We start from the raw sequence: 18,680 nt of genomic DNA on the forward strand, positions 1-18,680 counted from the left end.
CACATACCGCCATTGCAACCCTGAAAACGCTGGGGCGACGTCACAGTAAAAAGTTGACTCTCACCCTGTTGCGGGTCATGGCGGAAAATGTCTCCTGTTTGCTTTACCCGCTGTTAGCCGGGTTCGCGATTAGTGCCATTATCACCGGACATGCGCTCCAGGCCATGCTTCATGCGGTAATGGCCTTTACAATGTGGGAAACGGTGCGGCAAGGCGTAGCGTGGATACCCGAATTTTTGCACGGATCTATGTAGAGTTGGCGGTGCCGGTGGTCGTGGCGCAACGCGAAGCGTAATGCCTCAACGATTGCTATCCGTGTGACGCTGTCACGTGAGGTTGTCGACTTTTTTGAGCTGCATTTGCCTGTCTTGATAACATCCGTCGTCCCATCAGCGGTGCCGCCATCGTGTTGCTGGCAATTGCGTTCTGGACGGGCGTCGGTTGCCCGATCATTTTGCTGAGCCTGGCATGTTTCCTGCCGGGATTCTCACACAAAAATAAAGCCTTGTCTGGCCGGCTAAATAACCGACTGGAAAAAGAGATCAGCTTGCCGCCGGCACAACACGCAGGACAGCCTGACGTAACAGGTTCACACACCTCACCCGTCTCAACAGTCAGTACCGCTTCGTATCAAATTTGTTTACTATCCATTTAATATATTCATAACCCAAATAACCATCTGGTTTAACGACTGCCAACAGGATAACGCTGTCCAGGCGCTGGTGAAGGATCACACAGCATCATGCTGGGTTTACCGCTGACAGGAAAAAGATTTCTTGCATGCGTAACGTAAAGGACAGTGGCTGGCTTGTCGATAAAGTTAATCAGAGCAGGTCGTCGCAGTCATCACTTCGTCAAGTTTAGCGATGACGTAAGGCAAAGCATCCAGGACGCGATGCATTCTGGCAACACACTATTCGTATGCCAAAGAAGGATTTGCTGCCAGAGAAAGGCAGCTTTTTGACTGGATAATATGATGAATCACTATTCACGCCGACGCGTGCTGAAGATGGTTGGGCTTGTCGCTGTGGCCAGTGCGACCGGCCATCTGTTCCCTTTGGCGCCTCTCAACGCCGCGCAACCGAACATGCAGGCAGATGCCCTTGATGTGTTTATGCTGGTTTCACAGCAACTGACACAACAGAATGAGCTCAATGACACGGTAGGCAGTGCGCTTTTTGATGCGTTCAGTCAGACGCAGAAAAACTTCAGCGCGGCACTTTTTCATCTCAGCAACCTGTTAACGCATCAGCCCGACCTGTTACAACAGGCACGCCTGCAGTTTGCTGAAACTGAGGCGGCAAGCGCCAGGCTGGCCGGGGCGATTCTGAGCAGCTGGTATACCGGCATTGTCGGCAAAGGCAAAAATGCGCGCTATATCACCTATATCAACACGCTTGCGAATCGGGTCGTTAACGACAAACTGGTTCCACCGAGCTTCTCCTATGGCGTCTGTGGCAGTTGGGCGAGCCAACCGTGACCCTTTTCAAGAGTAATGTTATCCATGAAGAAGAATAATTCGGCTGGTGTGGTCGTTATCGGTGCAGGCGTGAATGGCGCGTTACTGGCGACGCGTCTGGCGAAAGCCGGAAAGTCCGTTATCCTGCTTGAATCCGGACCTAAGGTCAGCCGTGGAGAACTGGTGGAGCGCTTCCGCAGTTCTGCCTTTAAGTCTGACTTTATGTCACCGTACCCCTTTTCACCGATGGCACCCCAACCGCGCTATACCCCAGAACCCAATGATTATCTGCAGCAACTGGGTCCTCAGGCATTTAATGCGCAATATATTCGTATTTTTGGCGGCACCAGCTGGCACTGGGCGGCTCAGTTGTGGCGCTTTGTCCCGAATGATTTTCAGCAACATTCGCTGTATGGCGTGGGAAAAGACTGGCCGATTAGCTATCAGGATCTGGAACCTTATTACTATGAAGCCGAAGTCATCGCTGGCGTCGGCGGATCGCCGGACAACGGCTCGCCTCGCAGTAAGCCGTTTCCGATGGAACGGGTGCCAGCCTCCTGGTTGCAGCAACGTGTCACGGCCCGACTCGCGCCAGACTTCACCGTACTGGATGACAGTACCGGCCGCAACAGCCGAAGTTACGATGGCCGACCGGCCTGCTGTGGAAACAATAACTGCATGCCCGTGTGCCCCATTGATGCGCAGTATCACGGTGGCCTGGCCGCTCAGCAGGCGGAAGACAGCGGCGTACAGGTAATCACTGAAGCTGTCGTTTATCAACTTGAGCACGATGCGCAGGGGCGGATTGTGGCCGCAAACTATTATGACTGGAATAAAACCCGCCATCGCGTGACGGCGCAGACATTTGTTCTGGCGGCCAATGCGATTGAAACGCCTAAGCTGCTGCTGATGTCCACCAGCGAGAGATTCCCACAGGGCATCGGCAATGCCCGGGACACTGTGGGCCGTAACCTCTGCGATCACCCCGCGATTGGCGTCACGTTTGATGTGGATGAAGAAATCTGGCCCGGACGCGGCCCCGTCAGCCCGTGCTCAATCGGGCAGTTCAGGGACGGTGAGTTCCGTCGTGAACACGCGCCATTCCGTCTGGATATTTCCAATGCCTCGCAGGTCGCCGCGGTGACGAAAGAAGTGCTGGAGGAAGGCTATTTTGGCAAAAAACTTCAGGAACAGATTCGCTTCCGTGCGGCACGTCGTCTCAGCATAAAGAATGCCCTGGAACAGCTCCCGGATCCCACCAACCGCGTCACGTTAAGCAGTAACAAAGATGCTCTGGGGCTGCCTACCCCGGCACTGTACTGGAATGTGGACGAGTATGTGCAAAAGGGCACGGCGAAAACCCGTGAATGTTATGACGCGATTGCCGCAAAGCTGGGCGCGACCAATATTCGCCACAGTAAAAGCGGCAAATTTTCTAATCGCCAACATATTACTGGCACGTTGTCGATGGGCCTGGATCCCGCTACCAGCGTCACGGATGCCTGGGGGCGGGCGCACGATCATGAAAACCTGTTTATGGTGGGCACTGGCGTGATGCCCACGGTCGGAACCTGTAATGTCACACTGACCGCCATGGCGCTTGCGTTGCGCACGGCTGATAAAATTTTGCAGGAGACGCAGCATGGATAAGTTACTGAGGCGCCTGGTGGTGCCGATTGCCCTTATGCTCAGCCTCATGCAGACCACTGCGCATGCCGAAAGCCAGGGCGATCTTATTAAGCGGGGAGAATACCTTGCCGTAGCCGGGGACTGCGCGGCCTGCCATACAGAAGAGGGCAAAGCACCGTTTACCGGTGGCCATGCGATTGGCAGCCCGTTAGGGATCATCTTCAGTACCAACATTACGCCTTCAAAAACGGCAGGCATTGGTCACTACAGTGAGAAGCAGTTTGCCGATGCCTTACGCAAGGGCATTCGCGCGGATGGCAGCCATCTTTATCCGGCCATGCCGTATACCGCCTATGCCCGGATTAACGACAGCGATATCTCCGCGCTTTATGCCTATTTTATGTACGGTGTAAAAGCAGATGATACACAGCCAGAAAAAACGGCGTTGCCGTTTCCGTTTAATCTCCGCTTCAGCATGGCGGCGTGGAATCTTCTGTTCCTTGACGGCAAGCCTTTTACTCCCGATCCCAGCCAGTCTGCTGAATGGAATCGCGGCGCGTATCTGGTGGAAGGGTTAACCCACTGCAGCACCTGCCATACGCCACGTAATTTCCTGATGGCGGAGGAGTCGGATAAATCGTTACAGGGCGCTTCTCTCGGGACCTGGTATGCGCCAGCGATTACGTCTGCTGCGTTACAAAGTGACGATCAGTGGTCACGCGAGTCGCTGGCAGCCTATCTCGCCAGCGGTCACGCCGATAATGGTGCAACGGCGGCCGGTCCGATGCTGGAAGCCATCGACAAAAGTTTTTCGCGGATGACGCCGGACGATCGGGCCGCTATCGCGACCTACCTGTTGCCTGCTGTCGATCACGAAGACGACAGCACGGATGCCGATGCCGACAGCGAGGAGCCCACTGTCGGTCTGACGCCCGTCACCGGGGACGATACACCTGATATGTTATCGGATATGACGGACGGCGAGCAGATTTACCGTAATAACTGCGCATCCTGCCATAACCTGGAAGGACAGGGACTTAACGGCCTGCCTGCCTTAACCAAACATCCGGTACTGGAGAAACCCAATGCGGATAACGTGGCGATGGTCATACTGGACGGTGTCTGGCCTGCAAAAGGGCAGGGCATGCTCAGTTTTGCCCAGACCTTAAATGACACACAAATTGCCGATGTCACGAACTACGTGATGCAGGACATCGGCAACAGTGCAGTGCGCATCACTCCGGCGCGCGTGAAAGCATTGCGTCAGGGCGGTGAGCCTTCACTGCTGCTGCCGCTGGTCCGGGGGGCGATGGTCGCAGGCGTGCTGGTGGTCATTGGGGGGCTGTTTTGGTGGTGGCGTCGTCGACGTTAAGGCATCTTCCCCTCTGTCTCTGATGGCAGAGGGGAACCTGATAATCAGCTCACTCGCCCTGCCGCATTATGTTTCCACCGCCGGAGAAGATTCTCTTTCCTCTCGCTGACATGCACAGCATGCGCGTGAAAGCGTAACCGTCATCTACACTAAACACAGTTGGCAGAAATGGCCTGTGTGGTTGTCATTGTTAACATGTTATTTCTGATATGTTGCGGTATCCCATAGCGAAAAAACGGTAAACCGGCATGGAATTACGTCGTAAAAAAGATGCTGCAATGATGCGCCTTTCCCCGCTGCTCAGAAGCATAACACTGGCCTGTAGTTTACTGACGCTGGGCGTGATTGTGGTTAATGCCTGGACGCTGCACATGGACTGGCAGAGAACCGTCCGGTCAACCGAGGAGCGTGCGATTGATCTCTCTGTCGCACAGGCCCGTCAGGCAGAAGATACCTTTTTGCAAATCGAACTTTCTCTGCGCGAGGTACAGCGCGTTATTCAGTCCCAGCCCGGAACGTATATTGACGTGGCGGAAGTCAATAACATCATGCGCACCTTACAAAGTCGTCTTCCTCAACTGGAGGACATGTTTTACTTTGACTCACAAGGGCGATGGATAGCCAGTTCGCTTACTGAGATGCCCAAAGGAAATAACAATGCTGACCGGGAGTATTTTATTTTCCATCAACATAATCTTCGTAGCAGCGTGCATGTCGGTCCGGCGCTCCGCAGCCGCAGCTCGGGACGCTATGTCATCCCGGTATCCTTACGGATTAATGACGACTATGGCGGCTTCAAAGGTGTGCTGCTCGCCACGATTAGCATTGATTATTTCCGCCATTATTACGATTACTTTGTTATCGGCCCGCAGGATTTACTGGTGCTTATGCTGGCAGACAGTACGGTGCTGTATGCGCGCCCGTTACCAGACAGCTATATCGGCAAGAACCTCTCCTCCAGTCCACTTTTCCATCAGTTATTAGCCAACGCCGAGCGCGGAAGCGGCCAGTGGAAAGCCGAACTGGATGGCGAAAAGCGAATATTTGGTTTTGTCAGCTCCAGCCGTTATCCGGTAGTTGTGACCGCGGGATTTGATACCAAACGGCTTTTTTTAGAGTGGATGCAAAGCCGCGTGCAGGGGGTTTTACTGAGCCTTGTATTGCTGGTGGGCATTATTCTGCTCTGGATATTTATCCGGAATGAAGCCAGGCGCAGCCTGCGTTATCAACTTGAACTGACGCATCTTCGCGATGAGCTCACCGCCGCGAATCAGTCGCTGAAGAGTCTGGCAAACGCGGACGGGCTTACAGGGCTGGCAAATCGTCGCTATTTCGATCAATTCCTGAAAAAAAGCCTGCTCCATGCGCGCAGCAGCGGCGGGCCGGTGTCGCTGATCCTTTTCGATATCGACTATTTTAAACGCTACAACGATACTTATGGCCATGTGTCAGGTGACGAATGCTTACAGCAGGTCGCCCAGATACTGAAAACATTTGCCCAACGTCGCACGGATATCGCGGCCCGTTATGGCGGCGAAGAATTTGCGATTGTATTGGCCGATACGTCGGCCCGGGATGCGTTGACCGTTGCCTTAAGTGTGGTCGAGACCGTCAGACAACAGGCCATACCTCATGTCTCAACGGGGCTCACAACGGGTTGCGTTACGCTCAGTGCGGGGGTGGCGGCTACGGAGGCTGGCGAAGGGCCAGAGCATGCAGAATCACTGATCAAGCGTGCGGATGATGCCTTGTACCGGACAAAACACGAAGGGCGAAACGGTGCTAGTCTGTAACGTCGCGCCATTCAGTGCCGCTGCCCGGATTAGCACCGGGCAGTGGTGTCTTACTTGTCGCTACCGAAGCCTTGCTTATGCAGTGCGGGCAGGACTTTGGGGAAATAGATGTGTTGGTAATAGCCACTCACGCTGTCACTCCAGCTTTCGCCGTCGGCGCGGCCTGTATCTTTCCAGTGCTGCACCATCTCGGCGTTATAGTGGGCAATCTGTTGTTCCAGGCCTTCGGTATGGTAGCTTTCCTCATGACGGAAAGTCTGCATTGGCAGGCGTGGCTTCTGAAACGCGGGTTGATCAACATAGCCGATAACCACACCTGCGACCGGGAAGGTATATTCTGGCAGGTTAAGCAGTTCGATCATGGCGTCAGGATCGCGGCGGATACCACCAATCGGCACAATGCCCAGTCCTTCTGAACGGGCTGCAGCCATGATGCTTCCCAGGGCAATACCCACATCCGTCGAGCCAGAAACAATACTTTCAATGCTCTGCTGGGCAATTTGCTCTTTGCCTACGGCGGCCATCGCCATCCGTGATTTATGCATATCCAGCACCACAGTGATAAAGACAGGGGCTTTAGCGATCCACGGTTGGCCGCCCGCGATTTGCGAGATAGTCTGGCGTTTAGCCGGATCGCGTGTCACCACCAGAGAAACCTGCTGTGAGTTTACGGAGGTAGGCGCGCGATAAGCAGTGCTGATTATGCGATCCAGAATGGCATCATCGACCGGCTGATCGGTGAAGCTGCGTTCGCTTTTGTGACGGGTAAACAGGTTAATTATCTCGCTCATCATCTCTCCTGACATCATCCTTTAAAAATCGTGTCGTGAGGATAACAAAAGAGTGCGCTGTGCTCTTTAACCGTACTGGCTTTCACCCGCAAAAACAGGTTAACTGCCTTCAAACGAATCAGATCAGGGCCTGTCAGCAGCACGACACGAAGGGCGTCGATAGCCTGTCTGCACAACGCTTAACCGTCCCTGCACCTTGCAGAACCGTTAGCCGCCATAATCACATCACGTTCTGTCATTCTGCTGACACTTTTCAGCCATAAATCTTTCATTTTGCTCCGCTAGCTTACTGCCATTCTCATTGGCAGAGCGGCGAAGCTATGAGCCATTTGGCGCTTCACAACATCACTAAACGCTGGGGCGAAAAAACTGCTCTGGATAACATTTGTTTCGAAGCGGAAGAAGGAACCTTTGTAGCGCTGTTAGGTCCGTCAGGCTGCGGTAAGTCGACGCTGCTTCGGACGATCGCCGGACTGGAAACCGCGGATGAGGGAACGGTCAGTTTCAGTCATCGCGATATCACGCACCTGCCGCCATCAGATCGCAAACTTTCTATGGTTTTTCAGTCGTATGCGCTGTTTCCGCATCTAAGCGTTCGCGAAAATTTGCTGTTTGGTTTAAAAGCGCGCGGCGAGGACAGGCAGACATTTGCTGGCCGCCTGAGCCGCGTCAGCAAATTAATGGAACTGGAGACGTTGCTGGATCGGTTACCTGCACAGCTTTCGGGCGGCCAACAACAGCGCGTTGCACTCGGACGTGCCGTGATTGCCAACAACACCTTATGCCTGATGGATGAACCCCTTTCTAACCTTGACGCGAAACTGCGCCAAAGTATGCGTCGCGAAATTCGTGCGCTGCAGAGAGCGCTGGGCCTGACGATGCTCTATGTCACCCACGATCAGACGGAAGCGATGAGCATGGCTGACCGCATCATTCTGCTGAATGATGGCCGGATTGAGCAGCATGATACGCCAGACAACCTGTATAACAATCCGGCCAGTATTTTTGCGGCGCAGTTTATCGGTGCGCCGCCCATGAATATTCTGCCGCTGACCTCTGTCAACGGCAGGCACTTTTTGAGCCAGCTCACTCAGCCTGTGGTCACCGAGTCATCCGAGACGGCGCTCAGTCTGGGGATCAGGGCGGAAGATATCCAGTTCATTGATCCTCAGAGTGCGGGGTTGACTGCCAACGTCGTGAACTACGAATACATGGGCGCAGATACGTTAGTGGTCTGTCAGCTAACAGGCAGCCAGGCCGTTTTAACCGTTACCATGCCGGGCATGAAACGTTTTAACGAAGGTCATCTGACCGGGCTGCAATGGCCTGTCGATAAGCAATACCTGTTTTCCACTGCGAGCGGTAAACGCTGTTTACACGCTGAACAGCAGATGTCTGCCTCTTTCAAACAATACGCCGTTTAACTTTTACCTAAGGGAAAATCATGCCAGCCATTCGTCTGTCACGTTTGCTTTCAGCCTTACTTATCGCGACGAGCACGGCAGTCTTTGCCGCCGAGCCGGTCAAACTGCAAATGTATTACCCTATCGCGGTCGGTGGGGCGATCAGCCATACCGTGGAAGCGCTGGTGGCCGATTTCGAAAAAATTCATCCTGAGGTCAGCATTCAGCCTGTTTATACCGGTGACTACGCTACAACGGTTACGAAAGCCTTAACCGCCTTTCGTGGCGGGAATGCGCCGCAAATGGCGGTCATTGGTGATATCGAAGCCTACTCTCTGATGGATGCAGGGGCTATTGTGGCGGCCAGCGATCTGGCTCAGGATGACGCCGGTAAAAAATGGATCGACAGCTTTTACCCCGCTTTTTTGCGCCACATCAACGGCAAAGTCTGGGGCGTGCCTTTTCAGCGCTCGACGGTGGTGCTGTACTGGAATAAACAGGCGTTTGAAAAAGCGGGTCTGGCTGCTGATACAGCGCCTGAGAACTGGCAGCAGGTGGTGGATTTCGGTAAAAAACTGGTCGTGAAAGACGGCGATAACGTCAGTCAGTGGGGCATCGAAATCCCGACGACGCCCAATGGTTACTGGGTTTTCCAGGGGTTTGCGGCCACGAACGGCGCGCATCTGGATAACGGCAAGGGCACGGCGGTCTATTTTAATACGCCCAACAATGTCGAAACGCTGCAATGGCTGACCGATTTAGGCCAGAAGGCGGGCGTTTCCCCGAAAGGCGCGATTGCCTGGGGCACGACGCCACAGGATTTCCTCAGTGGCAAAACGGCCATGATGGTTACCACCACCGGCAACCTGAGTGTGGTGCGCAAAAATGCCAAATTCCCGTTTGGTGTTGCCATGTTGCCTGAAAAAACACAGCGCGGCAGCCCAACGGGCGGCGGTAATCTCTACGTTTTCAAAAGTGCTTCACCAGAACAGCAAAAAGCCGCCATGGAATTTATCCGTTGGGTCACTGCGCCAGAGCAGGCGGCGCGCTGGAGTATTGCGACAGGCTATGTCGCTACCTCCCCGGCAGCATGGGAAACGCCAGCGATGCAAGACTATGTGAAGCAGGTTCCTCAGGCGCTGGTCGCTCGTGAACAACTGAAATATGCCCAGCCTGAACTCTCTACCTACAACAGTGTGCAGATACAGGAAGCCCTGAACCATGCCATTGAAGCGGCGGTGACGCAGTCTAAAACCCCGGCTGAGGCACTGGAAGCGGCACAGAAGCAGGCCGATCGTTTACTGAAGGCCTATCAGTAAGGGGATGGCGATGAACATGGCGGCAACAGCAACGCCCGCACCGCGTGTGCGGCGCGGTTCACTTCAGCTGTGTGGCTATTTGCTGATTTTACCGGCGCTGGGTTTTCTGCTGCTGTTTACCCATTATCCTGCGCTGGCAACGGTGTGGGAAAGCCTGTTCAGCGCTGCCCGTGCAGGTCATCCGGCCCACTTTGTTGGGCTGGATAACTACGCTGCGCTGCTGGATGATGATGTGTTTATCCGGTCGCTGTGGAATAACCTGTTGTATGCCTTGATCACTATACCGCTTGCGGTTTCCCTGGCGTTACTGATGGCCCTGGCCGTTAACCGACGGCTGGCGGGTAACGCCGCTGTGCGTGCAGCCTTCTTTATTCCCTCTCTGCTGCCGATGATAGCCATCGCCAATCTGTGGCTGTTTTTCTACACACCACAGCTGGGACTTCTGAATAAGCTGCTTGCGCTGTTTTCTGTCGCACCGGTTAACTGGCTCGGCGAACCCGGCACGACGCTCGGGTGCCTGATGGCCGTTTCTGTCTGGCGCGAGGCTGGTTTTTTTATGATTTTTTATCTGGCTGCGTTACAGCAGATCGATCCGCGCCTCAGCGAAGCAGCACAAATCGAAGGGGCGTCAAAGGGGTATTTTTTTCGCCGCGTCCAGTGGCCGTTACTGATGCCGACGACGTTTTTCGTGCTGATTAATGCCTCAATGAATGCATTTCGTATCGTCGATCAGGTGATTGCGATGACCAACGGTGGCCCGGACAACAGCAGCAGCCTGTTGCTGTTTTATATCTACCGTACGGCATTCAGCTACTGGGATCTCCCTGCGGCAGCGGCGATGACCGTCGTATTGCTGCTGATTTTAGCCCTGATTGCGGTGCTGAAATTTTCCCTGTTGGATAAGCGAGCGCACTATCAATGAAGCCTGAATTCTCTGCGGGCCGACTGTGCCTGAATATGGTTATCTGGCTGGCGGCGCTGCTGTGGTTGTTACCGATACTGGTGGCGTTGTGGGTAGCGGTTCACCCGGCGGCCGATCAGGGAAGCTTCTCGCTGTGGGCACCCCTGACGCTACAAAATTTCACGGATGCCTGGCACGCCGCGCCCTTTGGCCGCTATTTCCTGAATACCATATTGCTGGTGGTCATGATTGTGGTGTGTCAGCTTATCCTGGCCACGATGGCGGCGTACGCGCTGGTCAGGTTTCGCCTGAAATATTCGGGTTTTCTGTTCGCGCTTATCCTGTTACAGCTGATGATAAGCCCGGATGTCCTGATCCTGAATAATTACAAAACCATTGGTGCGCTGGGCTTGCGCGATACGTTGACCGGCATTGCCTTGCCGTATTTTGCTTCAGCATTTGCGATTTTCTTGCTGCGCCAGACCTTTAAAAGCATCCCTGTGGTGCTGGAAGAAGCGGCCATTGTAGAGGGCGCCAGTCGGTTTTATATCCTGCGCAAAATCTATATTCCGCTGGCCAGGCCAATCTATATCGCTTTTGCACTGGTCTCCATTAGTTTCCACTGGAATGATTTTCTGTGGCCGCTGGTTATTACGGATTCTGTAAAAGTCCGTCCGTTGACGGTAGGACTGCAGTTATTTTCGGCACCGGAGCAGGGCGTGCAATGGGCACTGATTGGGGCGGCAACAATCATGACAACGCTGCCGCTGTTGCTGTTGTTTCTGGTGTTCCAGCGCCAGTTTATCCAGTCATTTATGCGCGCAGGCATTCGCTAAGGAAAATAACATGTTAACGCCGCACACTCTCAGCCCGTCACAACGTACCTTGCTGGCGGATATTGCGTCGCTGTATCAGCCGCCATCGTTACGTGCGTTGCCCGTCAGAGATAATGGCATCCGTTTTGGTCTGCTTGCCGATCCTCAGTATGCTGATGTGGACCCGGATATCAGCAACAATCTTTACTACCGCAATGGCCTTAATAAACTCAGCCAGGCCATCAAGGCATTCAACGCGGAGCCGCTGGATTTTGTGGTGACGCTGGGCGATCTGGTGGATCGCCACTGGCAAAGCTATGCCGCAATACTGCCGGTGTTTGCCCGGTTACAGCATCCGCATGCTGTGGTACTGGGCAACCATGATGCGCAGACCATCGCTGAACGACTAGATAATCAGGCTCCCTTACCCAAAGGCTATTACGCTTTCCGTTTTAACGGTTGGCGCTTTGTTGTTTACGATGGCAACGATATGAGCCTGTACTGTAATACCCTCAACGGCCGCGATCGTGAAGAGGCCGCAGCCTTGTTAGCGCAACTGCAACATGACCAACAGCCTCAGGCGCAGCCCTGGAACGGTGCCGTTGGCAGGCAACAATTCAACTGGATTGAACAGCAGCTACAGGCTGCCCAACAGTCACGGGAAAGCGTGATTGTTTTTGGCCACTATCCGCTGGCACCCGTAACCACGCACCGCCTGATGAATGCCCCCGCGCTGGTGGCGTTATTCACACGTTATCGCGTACGCGCCTGTTTTGCCGGGCACGATCATCGTGGAGGTTATGCCTGTATCGACGGGACGGAATTTTTCACCCTGAAAGGCATGCTGGATGGCCCCACAGCGGTGCCCTTTGCGTGGGTTGATATCACGGGTGACCAACTCAGGGTGTCCGGTTTTGGTGGAGAAATCAGCCGGGGCTAGCGTTTTGTGGGTGCGGGTTCAGCGTGTCTGATGCAGGGGAAACGCGAACAGCGCTGTGTTATGCATTTTAGTTACATCATACTTTTACGATTTCCTGCCAGGGTGCCGGCATCAACTTTCGCGGCAAAATAGCGTTAGCAGCAGATAATCTGCGAACATAACTTTTCGCGGAAAACCCGCTTTCATCGGCCCGCCAGAAGTATGTGCTATCCGTGACAGCGTAACGAGAAGCGGCAGCAGGGCAGAGATTAACGTGCAGTCTAATAAGGAAAACCCCCAGTTTCTTCACCACTATCACCTTGTTCATTCATCTGGCGGGGTGAATTCTTTGCACTGATTAGCGACTCACACCAGTGATGCCGCGCCTGAGGTAAAGCGTTCCGGTCCGTCACGGACCAGCAAAGTGCGCTTTGATCGACTCGCAGAGTGATGCGGCTGCAGGGGATAACGGTTTTTCAGCACAGTGCAGGCTGACGCCAATCGTGCCCATTTCCGGCAGAGCTGATGTCAGCAACGTTAGCGAAGACGGTAAGCCCATCTGTGTCCGCAAGGTAATACCCAGCCCCGCCTCTGCGGCGGCCCATATTCCGCTCAGACTGCGGCTGGTGAACGCAATGCGCCAGGGAATATTTGCGCTGTCTAATGCCGCAGTGGCGGCGCTACGCATAAGGCAGGGCGCGTCAAAGACCAGCAAGGGTAGTGGTTGTTTAGCCTCCAGTAGACTCTGGACATCAAAACCCTTTACGCTGATCCAGTTGAGCGGCAACGCGCCAAGTGACTGACTGTGCGCCGTCGACTCCTCGCCTTGCCAGCAGAGGGCGACGTCAATCTCGTGCTGGCGTATTGCGGTCAGCAAGGGCTGATTGCGGCTCACGGATGCTGAAATTTGCACGTCGGGATGCGCACGCGAAAACTGACCCAGAACGGCAGGCAGGAATGTTTCGCCAAAATCTTCCTGCAAACCCAGCCGCACTTCTCCGCCAATCCCGCTGGCCTTGATGGCGGCACAGGCTTCGTCATTCAGGCTCATCAGCCTGCGCGCATAGGCAAGCATAATCTCGCCCTGCGCGGTAAGCGTCAGATGCCGTCCTGACTTCTGCACCAACGCTGCTCCCGCCTGGTATTCCAGTTTCTTTAGCTGAGCGCTCACCGCCGAGGTTGATCGGCCCAGGCGCTGCGCGGCAGACGCAAAGCTCCCCAGTTCAATGCCGGTCACAAACGTACGCAGGCTTTCTGCATCAAACGTCACGGGCCTTTTCGCCATTCTTTTTCATCCCATAAAACGGGACTGTTTGTCCCAATATTTCTGATTTTATAAATCATCGCCGCCTTTTATCTTTTTATCACACCCACAAAAGGAAAGAGAAATGAACCCCTTACCGTTAACGCGCGAAAATCTGGCTGAGATAGCGCCCAGGCTGGCAGCGTTGAGTGAAGACATTTTATTTGGCGATATCTGGCAGCGCGACGGGCTTTCACCGCGAGACAGAAGTCTGATTACTGTCAGTGCGCTTATTGCGTTAAACCGACCCGAACAACTGAGCTGGCATCTGAAACTGGCTCGCAAGAATGGCCTCTCTGAGGCTGAGCTCACGGAAATGATGACCCACCTGGCCTTTTATTGCGGCTGGCCGGCGGCTGTTTCCGCCCTCACGGTTTTTAAAAACACGCTCTCAGAGTAAGGAATATCTATGCCCGTCAGTCGTATTGCGATATCTGAACACCGTATTGAACAGTGGCGTGAGGCTATCTCCACAGCGTTACAGGACGCATTCGAGACCTCTTTTTCTGTGCCGTACGGGGATTGTTTTCAGTTCTTTGACAGTTATCACCGGCATACACGTATTTTTGACCGGCACTATTTGTGCAGCGCGCAGACGGGCCGAAGTGATGACTTTCTTCTGTTTCACATTACGGCAGGGAAAGCGCGTAGCCTCGCACAAAAGCAGGCTTTTTATGCAGATTTGAATGCGCGTCTGGTAAAGGCGATTGGCATTAATCCGGCTGACGTCATGATTGTCGTGAATTTCAGTGACCCCGAGGACTGGTCATTTGGCAACGGCAAGGTGTTTAGTCTGGCCGATATCTCATCACGCTGAGGAGAAAAAATATGCTGGCGATGCAGTACCGTTTTGTTCTTCCCGCTGACTACGATATGACAATCATTCAGCGCAGGATTGCTGACAACGGCAAAAAAATGGATGGCTTTCCAGGCCTGCTGTTTAAAGCTTTTCTTTACGCCTGGCAGAAGGGCGCCGATATGAACGGCCAGGAAAACAGTTATGCCCCGTTTTATCTCTGGCAGGATGCGGACAGTATGCACCGCTTTTTAGCCAGCGAGGGGTTCAAAAGGTTGACGCAGGCCTTTGGCTGGCCGCGTATTGATACCTTTCCGGTGCTGTCTGCCGACATATCGACGGCTATCAGCCAGGCGAGTTGGGCCGTCTGTGAAATCAGCCCCGTACAACCTTACAGCGATCTCGCGCTACTGACTCACCATCGGCCGCTGGACAATGCGCTGGCACGGGTGTCCGCACTGGACGCCTGCGGCTGGCGGCGCCTGACATTCACCTTATGGCGAACGCCGCAGGCCGTCACTTGTCCGGCTCGCGCTTATCAGGTCGGATATATAGCGCGGGCGTGACCGACGGACCGTTACGCTCTGTCACACATTTATCTTACTAACCGCATATCTATTAGAACGGTTATATGACTATCTTATTTTATCTGCCGGGTACGTGTGCATGACCTTTCTGTCCGCCCGGCCATGCGGCTAAATATTTCCATTTTTTGCCAGTGAATCTAGTATTAATGTGCATAAGGCACTGTTGCCTGTTTGCCGATGGAGAGAAAAAGAATGCATCAAATGAAGCGCCTGAAAATGCTGACGGCAGCGACGCTGCTGGCGTTAAGCCTGCCTGTGACTTCTGCGTTTGCTGCGCTGGCCGCAGGAGAAACCGCACCGGACTTTAAACTGGAAGCGGCTCTGGCAGGTAAAGAAACGACCTTCTCCTTACAGCAGGCACTGAAAAAAGGACCGGTTGTACTTTATTTCTTCCCGGCGGCGTTCAGCGCCGGCTGCACGCTGGAAGCGCATGCTTTTGCGGAAGCAACCGATGAGTTTAAAAAGCAGGGCGCAACGGTAATTGGCGTGACCGCAGGTAATACCGATCAGATTGCGAAATTCTCTCAGCTTGAGTGTCGCGATAAGTTCACCGTCGCCGCCGATCCGGGTGCCAAAGTGGCGGCCGAATACAAAAGTACGATGGAAATGAAAGGCAAAACTCTGTCTGACCGCACATCGTATGTTATTGCGCCGGATGGCAAAATTTTGCTGAGTTACACCGATAAAAATCCAGAGGCCCATATTCAGAAGACCCTGGATGCCGTGAAAAAATACCGTCAGGCTAACCCGGCTTAATCTCACATCTGGACAGCGCCATCATGTTGACTGCTATCGCCGCCGCGTTTCTGGGCGGCATTATTCTTAATCTCATGCCCTGTGTATTCCCGGTGATCTCGCTGAAGGCCCTGAGTCTGCTGCGCCACAATGCCCAACCCGCACATGCGCGAGCCGAAGGGCTGGCTTTTCTGGTGGGTGTGGTTGTCACGATGGTGCTGCTGGTCAGTGTGCTGTTACTGGCAAGAATGGGGGGCGCTTCCGTCGGCTGGGGTTTTCAGTTGCAATCGCCGCTGGTGATAGCCTTACTGGTGCTAATCATGGTGGCATCGGCCCTCAACCTGTTCGGCCTGTTTGAGGTTGGCTTATCCCTTCAGCGGGCGGGTGAAGTCGGAGGCGAGTGGGGAGGGCTAACCGGATCGGCACTCACCGGCGCGCTGGCCATCGTCGTCGCCACGCCCTGTAGCGCGCCGTTTATGGCCAGCGCCATCGGCTATGCCTTTACGCAACCTCCCGTTATCAGTGTGGTTATTTTCCTTTCACTGGCGCTGGGGTTTGCAGCACCGTTCACACTAATTTCCTTTTTCCCTGTGTTTGCCCGCCTGCTACCTGCGCCGGGTGCCTGGATGATCACGCTCAAACACGGGCTCGCCTTTCCCATGCTGGGGGCGGCGGGGTGGTTGATTTGGGTACTGGAGCGTCAGGCGGGTTCGACAGCCCTGGCAGCCATTCTGACATGCTGCCTGGTGCTGAGTTTTGCCGCCTGGCTGTATGGTATGGCGCAAAAGCGACAGATGATGGGAAGGCGGCACTGGGCATTACACATCGCTACAGCCGCCATGGTCGTTCTGTTAATTCCGCCGTTGTTAACATTGAAAACCGCCACGACAACGACGGATTCGCCCGATACCGTTGCCGCGGCCGCGGTGGCATGGACACCTCAAAATGTTGAGGCGATAAAAGGTCAGGGCAAACCCGTTCTGGTCAATTTTACGGCCTCATGGTGCATTACCTGTCAGGTTAACGAGCGCACCTCCCTGTCGACGCAGGCGGTTAAGCAAGCCATGGCGCGCACTGACACCATCTATATGATTGCGGACTCCACGAAGTACAATCCTGATGTCGAACAGGCGCTCAGCGACTTTGGTCGCGGCGGATTGCCGCTGTATGTCGTTTACCCTGCGGATGGCGGAAAACCTGTCGTTCTGCCGCAGGTGTTAACCCCGGGCATCGTTATCACGGCACTGCAGCAGGCCAGCGAAAAAGGTAAAAAAACCTGATGGCCTTATTGCTGCGGCAGACCATTAAACCTGCATTCAGGCCTGCGCACGCATAAGGCGGGCCTGAACCTGCACGGCATGCACACAGGATGAACATGAAAACAATCGGACTGATCGGTGGGATGAGCTGGGAATCCACGCTGCCTTATTACCGCTTCATCAATGAAGGTATTCGGGAAAGACTGGGCGGATTACACTCGGCACGACTGCTGTTACACAGCGTCGATTTTCACGATATTGAAGTCTGTCAGCGTGAGGGCAACTGGGCACAGGCAGGCAAGCAGTTGGGTGAAGCCGCCCGGGGACTGGCACTTGCCGGGGCCGAAGCCATCGTGCTGTGTACCAATACGATGCACAAGGTTGCCGACGATATAGAAGCCCACTGCAATCTTCCCTTTTTACACATTGCCGATGCCACGGGCAGGGCGATAACAGCCAGAGGGATGACGCGAGTTGCCTTGCTGGGCACCCGCTATACGATGGAGCAGGATTTTTATCTGGGGCGGTTACAGCAGCGGTTTTCGATTAACACGATCGTGCCGGAGGCGGAGCAGCGCGCCACCCTCAATCACATCATTTTTGATGAACTCTGCATGGGAAAATTTACCGAAAGCGCACGCCAGTATTATCTTGATGTGATCACGCAGCTGCGCGATCAGGGCGCGCAGGCGGTGATTTTCGGCTGCACGGAAATCGGCCTGCTGGTTCGCGAGGCGCAAAGCGCTCTGCCTGTCTTTGATACCACCAGCCTTCATGCCCGTGATGCCGTAGACTTTATGTTGTCCTGATTGTCCGTTATCCGGGCAACCAAAAAGTCTGTTCGTCGGCGTCATTAAGGGGTTTCAAATATCACGTAGAGCTTACGCATGGTCGTGTCCATAACCCATGTGCCTTCCGTATTTGCTTCAAAAAACAACGTATCGCCGGGTTTGAAATGCTGTGGTGTTTCGCCATCAGCAGTAAAAGATCCCGTTCCGGAAAGGAAGTGCATCATCTCCGCTTGCTTTACGCCGCGACGATAGCTGCCCGGCGAACATTCAAAAATGCCCATATCAATACTCTCATGGCCCGGGATGACTTTCTGCAGCCCGGCGATCATGATTTCAGGTGAACCAGGTAATCCCTCAACGGTACCCCAGGGTTCGAGAGTGCTGATCGAAGCAGGTTGTTCAAGTTTTTGTACTTTCATTTTTTCTTCCTGAGCGATTGTCACGGTTATGGCAGGCATTGCACGTTGCCCTTAGCGTAAACAAAACCAGAAAAACAAAGCGCGTTTTAATTTCCTGCGTATGAAACTTCTGCTCATTCACCGTCGTCTTTAAAGCAGAATATGCCTGGCAAGGTCACGGCGCGTTCGGTACAGAGGCTAAGGGCGCAGTGTGCGGTTTTCCCGACACTTTGCGACTTAATGCCACACGACATCGTCGGACTGAAACTGGCGTAGGGCTATCAACAAAATAGAAGGATCACGTTTAACGGTATCCGGCGATAGCTAACGGGTTCGTTTATCTGTTCTGCAATAAACAAGATCGCGGGATGGATTTGAAGAAGGCACTGGTGATGAATTAACCCTTTTAG

19 protein-coding genes and 1 pseudogene are annotated in these 18,680 nt (G+C 54.0%); 17 read left to right on the forward strand and 3 right to left on the reverse strand.

Translation table 11 applies throughout. The features are described from left to right. Positions 1–77: 77 nt before the first annotated feature. The 6 genes and pseudogenes from C7434_RS17330 (at position 78) to C7434_RS17350 (ending at position 6,253) form a co-directional block, all read left to right on the forward strand. Positions 78–461 (forward strand): annotated as a pseudogene (locus C7434_RS17330) (ABC transporter six-transmembrane domain-containing protein). Continuing rightward, positions 407–655, forward strand: a complete 249-nt coding sequence (locus tag C7434_RS22335; protein ID WP_252988434.1) for an ABC transporter six-transmembrane domain-containing protein — start codon at positions 407–409, stop codon at positions 653–655. Before C7434_RS17330 ends, C7434_RS22335 begins: the two are co-directional and overlap by 55 nt. 321 nt (positions 656–976) lie before the next feature. Further along, positions 977–1,480, forward strand: coding sequence for a sugar dehydrogenase complex small subunit (locus tag C7434_RS17335; protein ID WP_033742279.1), 504 nt, complete (start codon positions 977–979; stop codon positions 1,478–1,480). 24 nt (positions 1,481–1,504) lie between these two features. Beyond that, positions 1,505–3,109: a GMC family oxidoreductase gene (locus C7434_RS17340; protein ID WP_133745723.1), complete on the forward strand. Its 1,605-nt coding sequence runs from the start codon at positions 1,505–1,507 to the stop codon at positions 3,107–3,109. Next, the gene (locus C7434_RS17345) at positions 3,102–4,460 is read left to right on the forward strand and encodes a cytochrome c (RefSeq protein ID WP_033742277.1); all 1,359 of its coding nucleotides are present in this window, start codon (positions 3,102–3,104) and stop codon (positions 4,458–4,460) included. The genes C7434_RS17340 and C7434_RS17345 overlap by 8 nt, the downstream gene beginning before the upstream one ends. 248 nt (positions 4,461–4,708) lie before the next feature. Next, entirely contained in the window at positions 4,709–6,253 is a 1,545-nt protein-coding gene (locus C7434_RS17350) for a sensor domain-containing diguanylate cyclase (RefSeq protein WP_033742276.1), read from the forward strand. A gap of 50 nt (positions 6,254–6,303) precedes the next feature. Here C7434_RS17350 and C7434_RS17355 read toward each other — a convergent pair whose 3' ends face one another. After that, positions 6,304–7,044: a nitroreductase family protein gene (locus C7434_RS17355; RefSeq protein ID WP_006122082.1), complete on the reverse strand. Its 741-nt coding sequence runs from the start codon at positions 7,042–7,044 to the stop codon at positions 6,304–6,306. Between the two features lie 320 nt (positions 7,045–7,364). Between C7434_RS17355 and C7434_RS17360 the strand changes: the two genes are divergently transcribed. From C7434_RS17360 to C7434_RS17380, 5 genes are read left to right on the forward strand one after another with little or no spacing between them, the layout of a single operon-like run. Next, positions 7,365–8,468: an ABC transporter ATP-binding protein gene (locus tag C7434_RS17360; protein WP_133745724.1), complete on the forward strand. Its 1,104-nt coding sequence runs from the start codon at positions 7,365–7,367 to the stop codon at positions 8,466–8,468. Positions 8,469–8,488: 20 nt separating this feature from the next. Continuing rightward, positions 8,489–9,766, forward strand: a complete 1,278-nt coding sequence (locus C7434_RS17365; RefSeq protein WP_033742274.1) for an ABC transporter substrate-binding protein — start codon at positions 8,489–8,491, stop codon at positions 9,764–9,766. A 4-nt stretch (positions 9,767–9,770) separates the two neighbouring features. Continuing rightward, the gene (locus tag C7434_RS17370; RefSeq protein WP_205956242.1) at positions 9,771–10,688 is read left to right on the forward strand and encodes a sugar ABC transporter permease; all 918 of its coding nucleotides are present in this window, start codon (positions 9,771–9,773) and stop codon (positions 10,686–10,688) included. Then, the gene (locus tag C7434_RS17375; protein ID WP_033742272.1) at positions 10,685–11,503 is read left to right on the forward strand and encodes a carbohydrate ABC transporter permease; all 819 of its coding nucleotides are present in this window, start codon (positions 10,685–10,687) and stop codon (positions 11,501–11,503) included. Before C7434_RS17370 ends, C7434_RS17375 begins: the two co-directional genes overlap by 4 nt. 10 nt (positions 11,504–11,513) lie before the next feature. Beyond that, the gene (locus C7434_RS17380) at positions 11,514–12,422 is read left to right on the forward strand and encodes a metallophosphoesterase (RefSeq protein ID WP_033742271.1); all 909 of its coding nucleotides are present in this window, start codon (positions 11,514–11,516) and stop codon (positions 12,420–12,422) included. 388 nt (positions 12,423–12,810) lie between these two features. Here C7434_RS17380 and C7434_RS17385 read toward each other — a convergent pair whose 3' ends face one another. Beyond that, positions 12,811–13,686 carry a LysR substrate-binding domain-containing protein gene (locus C7434_RS17385; RefSeq protein WP_033742270.1) on the reverse strand — a complete coding sequence of 292 codons (876 nt, stop codon included), beginning with the start codon at positions 13,684–13,686 and terminating at the stop codon, positions 12,811–12,813. A gap of 103 nt (positions 13,687–13,789) precedes the next feature. On the opposite strand from C7434_RS17385, the gene C7434_RS17390 reads away from it, so the two are divergent. The 6 genes from C7434_RS17390 (at position 13,790) to C7434_RS17415 (ending at position 17,890) form a co-directional block, all read left to right on the forward strand. Continuing rightward, entirely contained in the window at positions 13,790–14,104 is a 315-nt protein-coding gene (locus C7434_RS17390; protein WP_033742269.1) for a carboxymuconolactone decarboxylase family protein, read from the forward strand. A 9-nt stretch (positions 14,105–14,113) separates the two neighbouring features. Beyond that, the gene (locus C7434_RS17395; RefSeq protein WP_033742268.1) at positions 14,114–14,521 is read left to right on the forward strand and encodes a tautomerase family protein; all 408 of its coding nucleotides are present in this window, start codon (positions 14,114–14,116) and stop codon (positions 14,519–14,521) included. An 11-nt stretch (positions 14,522–14,532) separates the two neighbouring features. Then, positions 14,533–15,066, forward strand: a complete 534-nt coding sequence (locus C7434_RS17400; protein ID WP_033742267.1) for a DUF4865 family protein — start codon at positions 14,533–14,535, stop codon at positions 15,064–15,066. A gap of 222 nt (positions 15,067–15,288) precedes the next feature. Next, positions 15,289–15,843: a peroxiredoxin gene (locus tag C7434_RS17405; RefSeq protein ID WP_072209579.1), complete on the forward strand. Its 555-nt coding sequence runs from the start codon at positions 15,289–15,291 to the stop codon at positions 15,841–15,843. A gap of 23 nt (positions 15,844–15,866) precedes the next feature. Beyond that, entirely contained in the window at positions 15,867–17,102 is a 1,236-nt protein-coding gene (locus C7434_RS17410) for a thioredoxin family protein (protein ID WP_033742265.1), read from the forward strand. A gap of 95 nt (positions 17,103–17,197) precedes the next feature. Further along, on the forward strand, positions 17,198–17,890 hold the full coding sequence (locus C7434_RS17415; RefSeq protein ID WP_033742264.1) for an aspartate/glutamate racemase: 693 nt from the start codon (positions 17,198–17,200) through the stop codon (positions 17,888–17,890). Between the two features lie 44 nt (positions 17,891–17,934). On the opposite strand, the gene C7434_RS17420 is transcribed toward C7434_RS17415, so the two are convergent. Then, a complete protein-coding gene (locus C7434_RS17420; RefSeq protein ID WP_006122092.1) occupies positions 17,935–18,291 on the reverse strand; it encodes a cupin domain-containing protein in 357 nt (118 codons plus the stop codon). Between the last annotated feature and the right edge of the window lie 389 nt (positions 18,292–18,680).

Source organism: Pantoea sp. PNA 14-12, assembly GCF_004364735.1.
Classification (GTDB): Bacteria; Pseudomonadota; Gammaproteobacteria; order Enterobacterales; family Enterobacteriaceae; genus Pantoea; species Pantoea stewartii.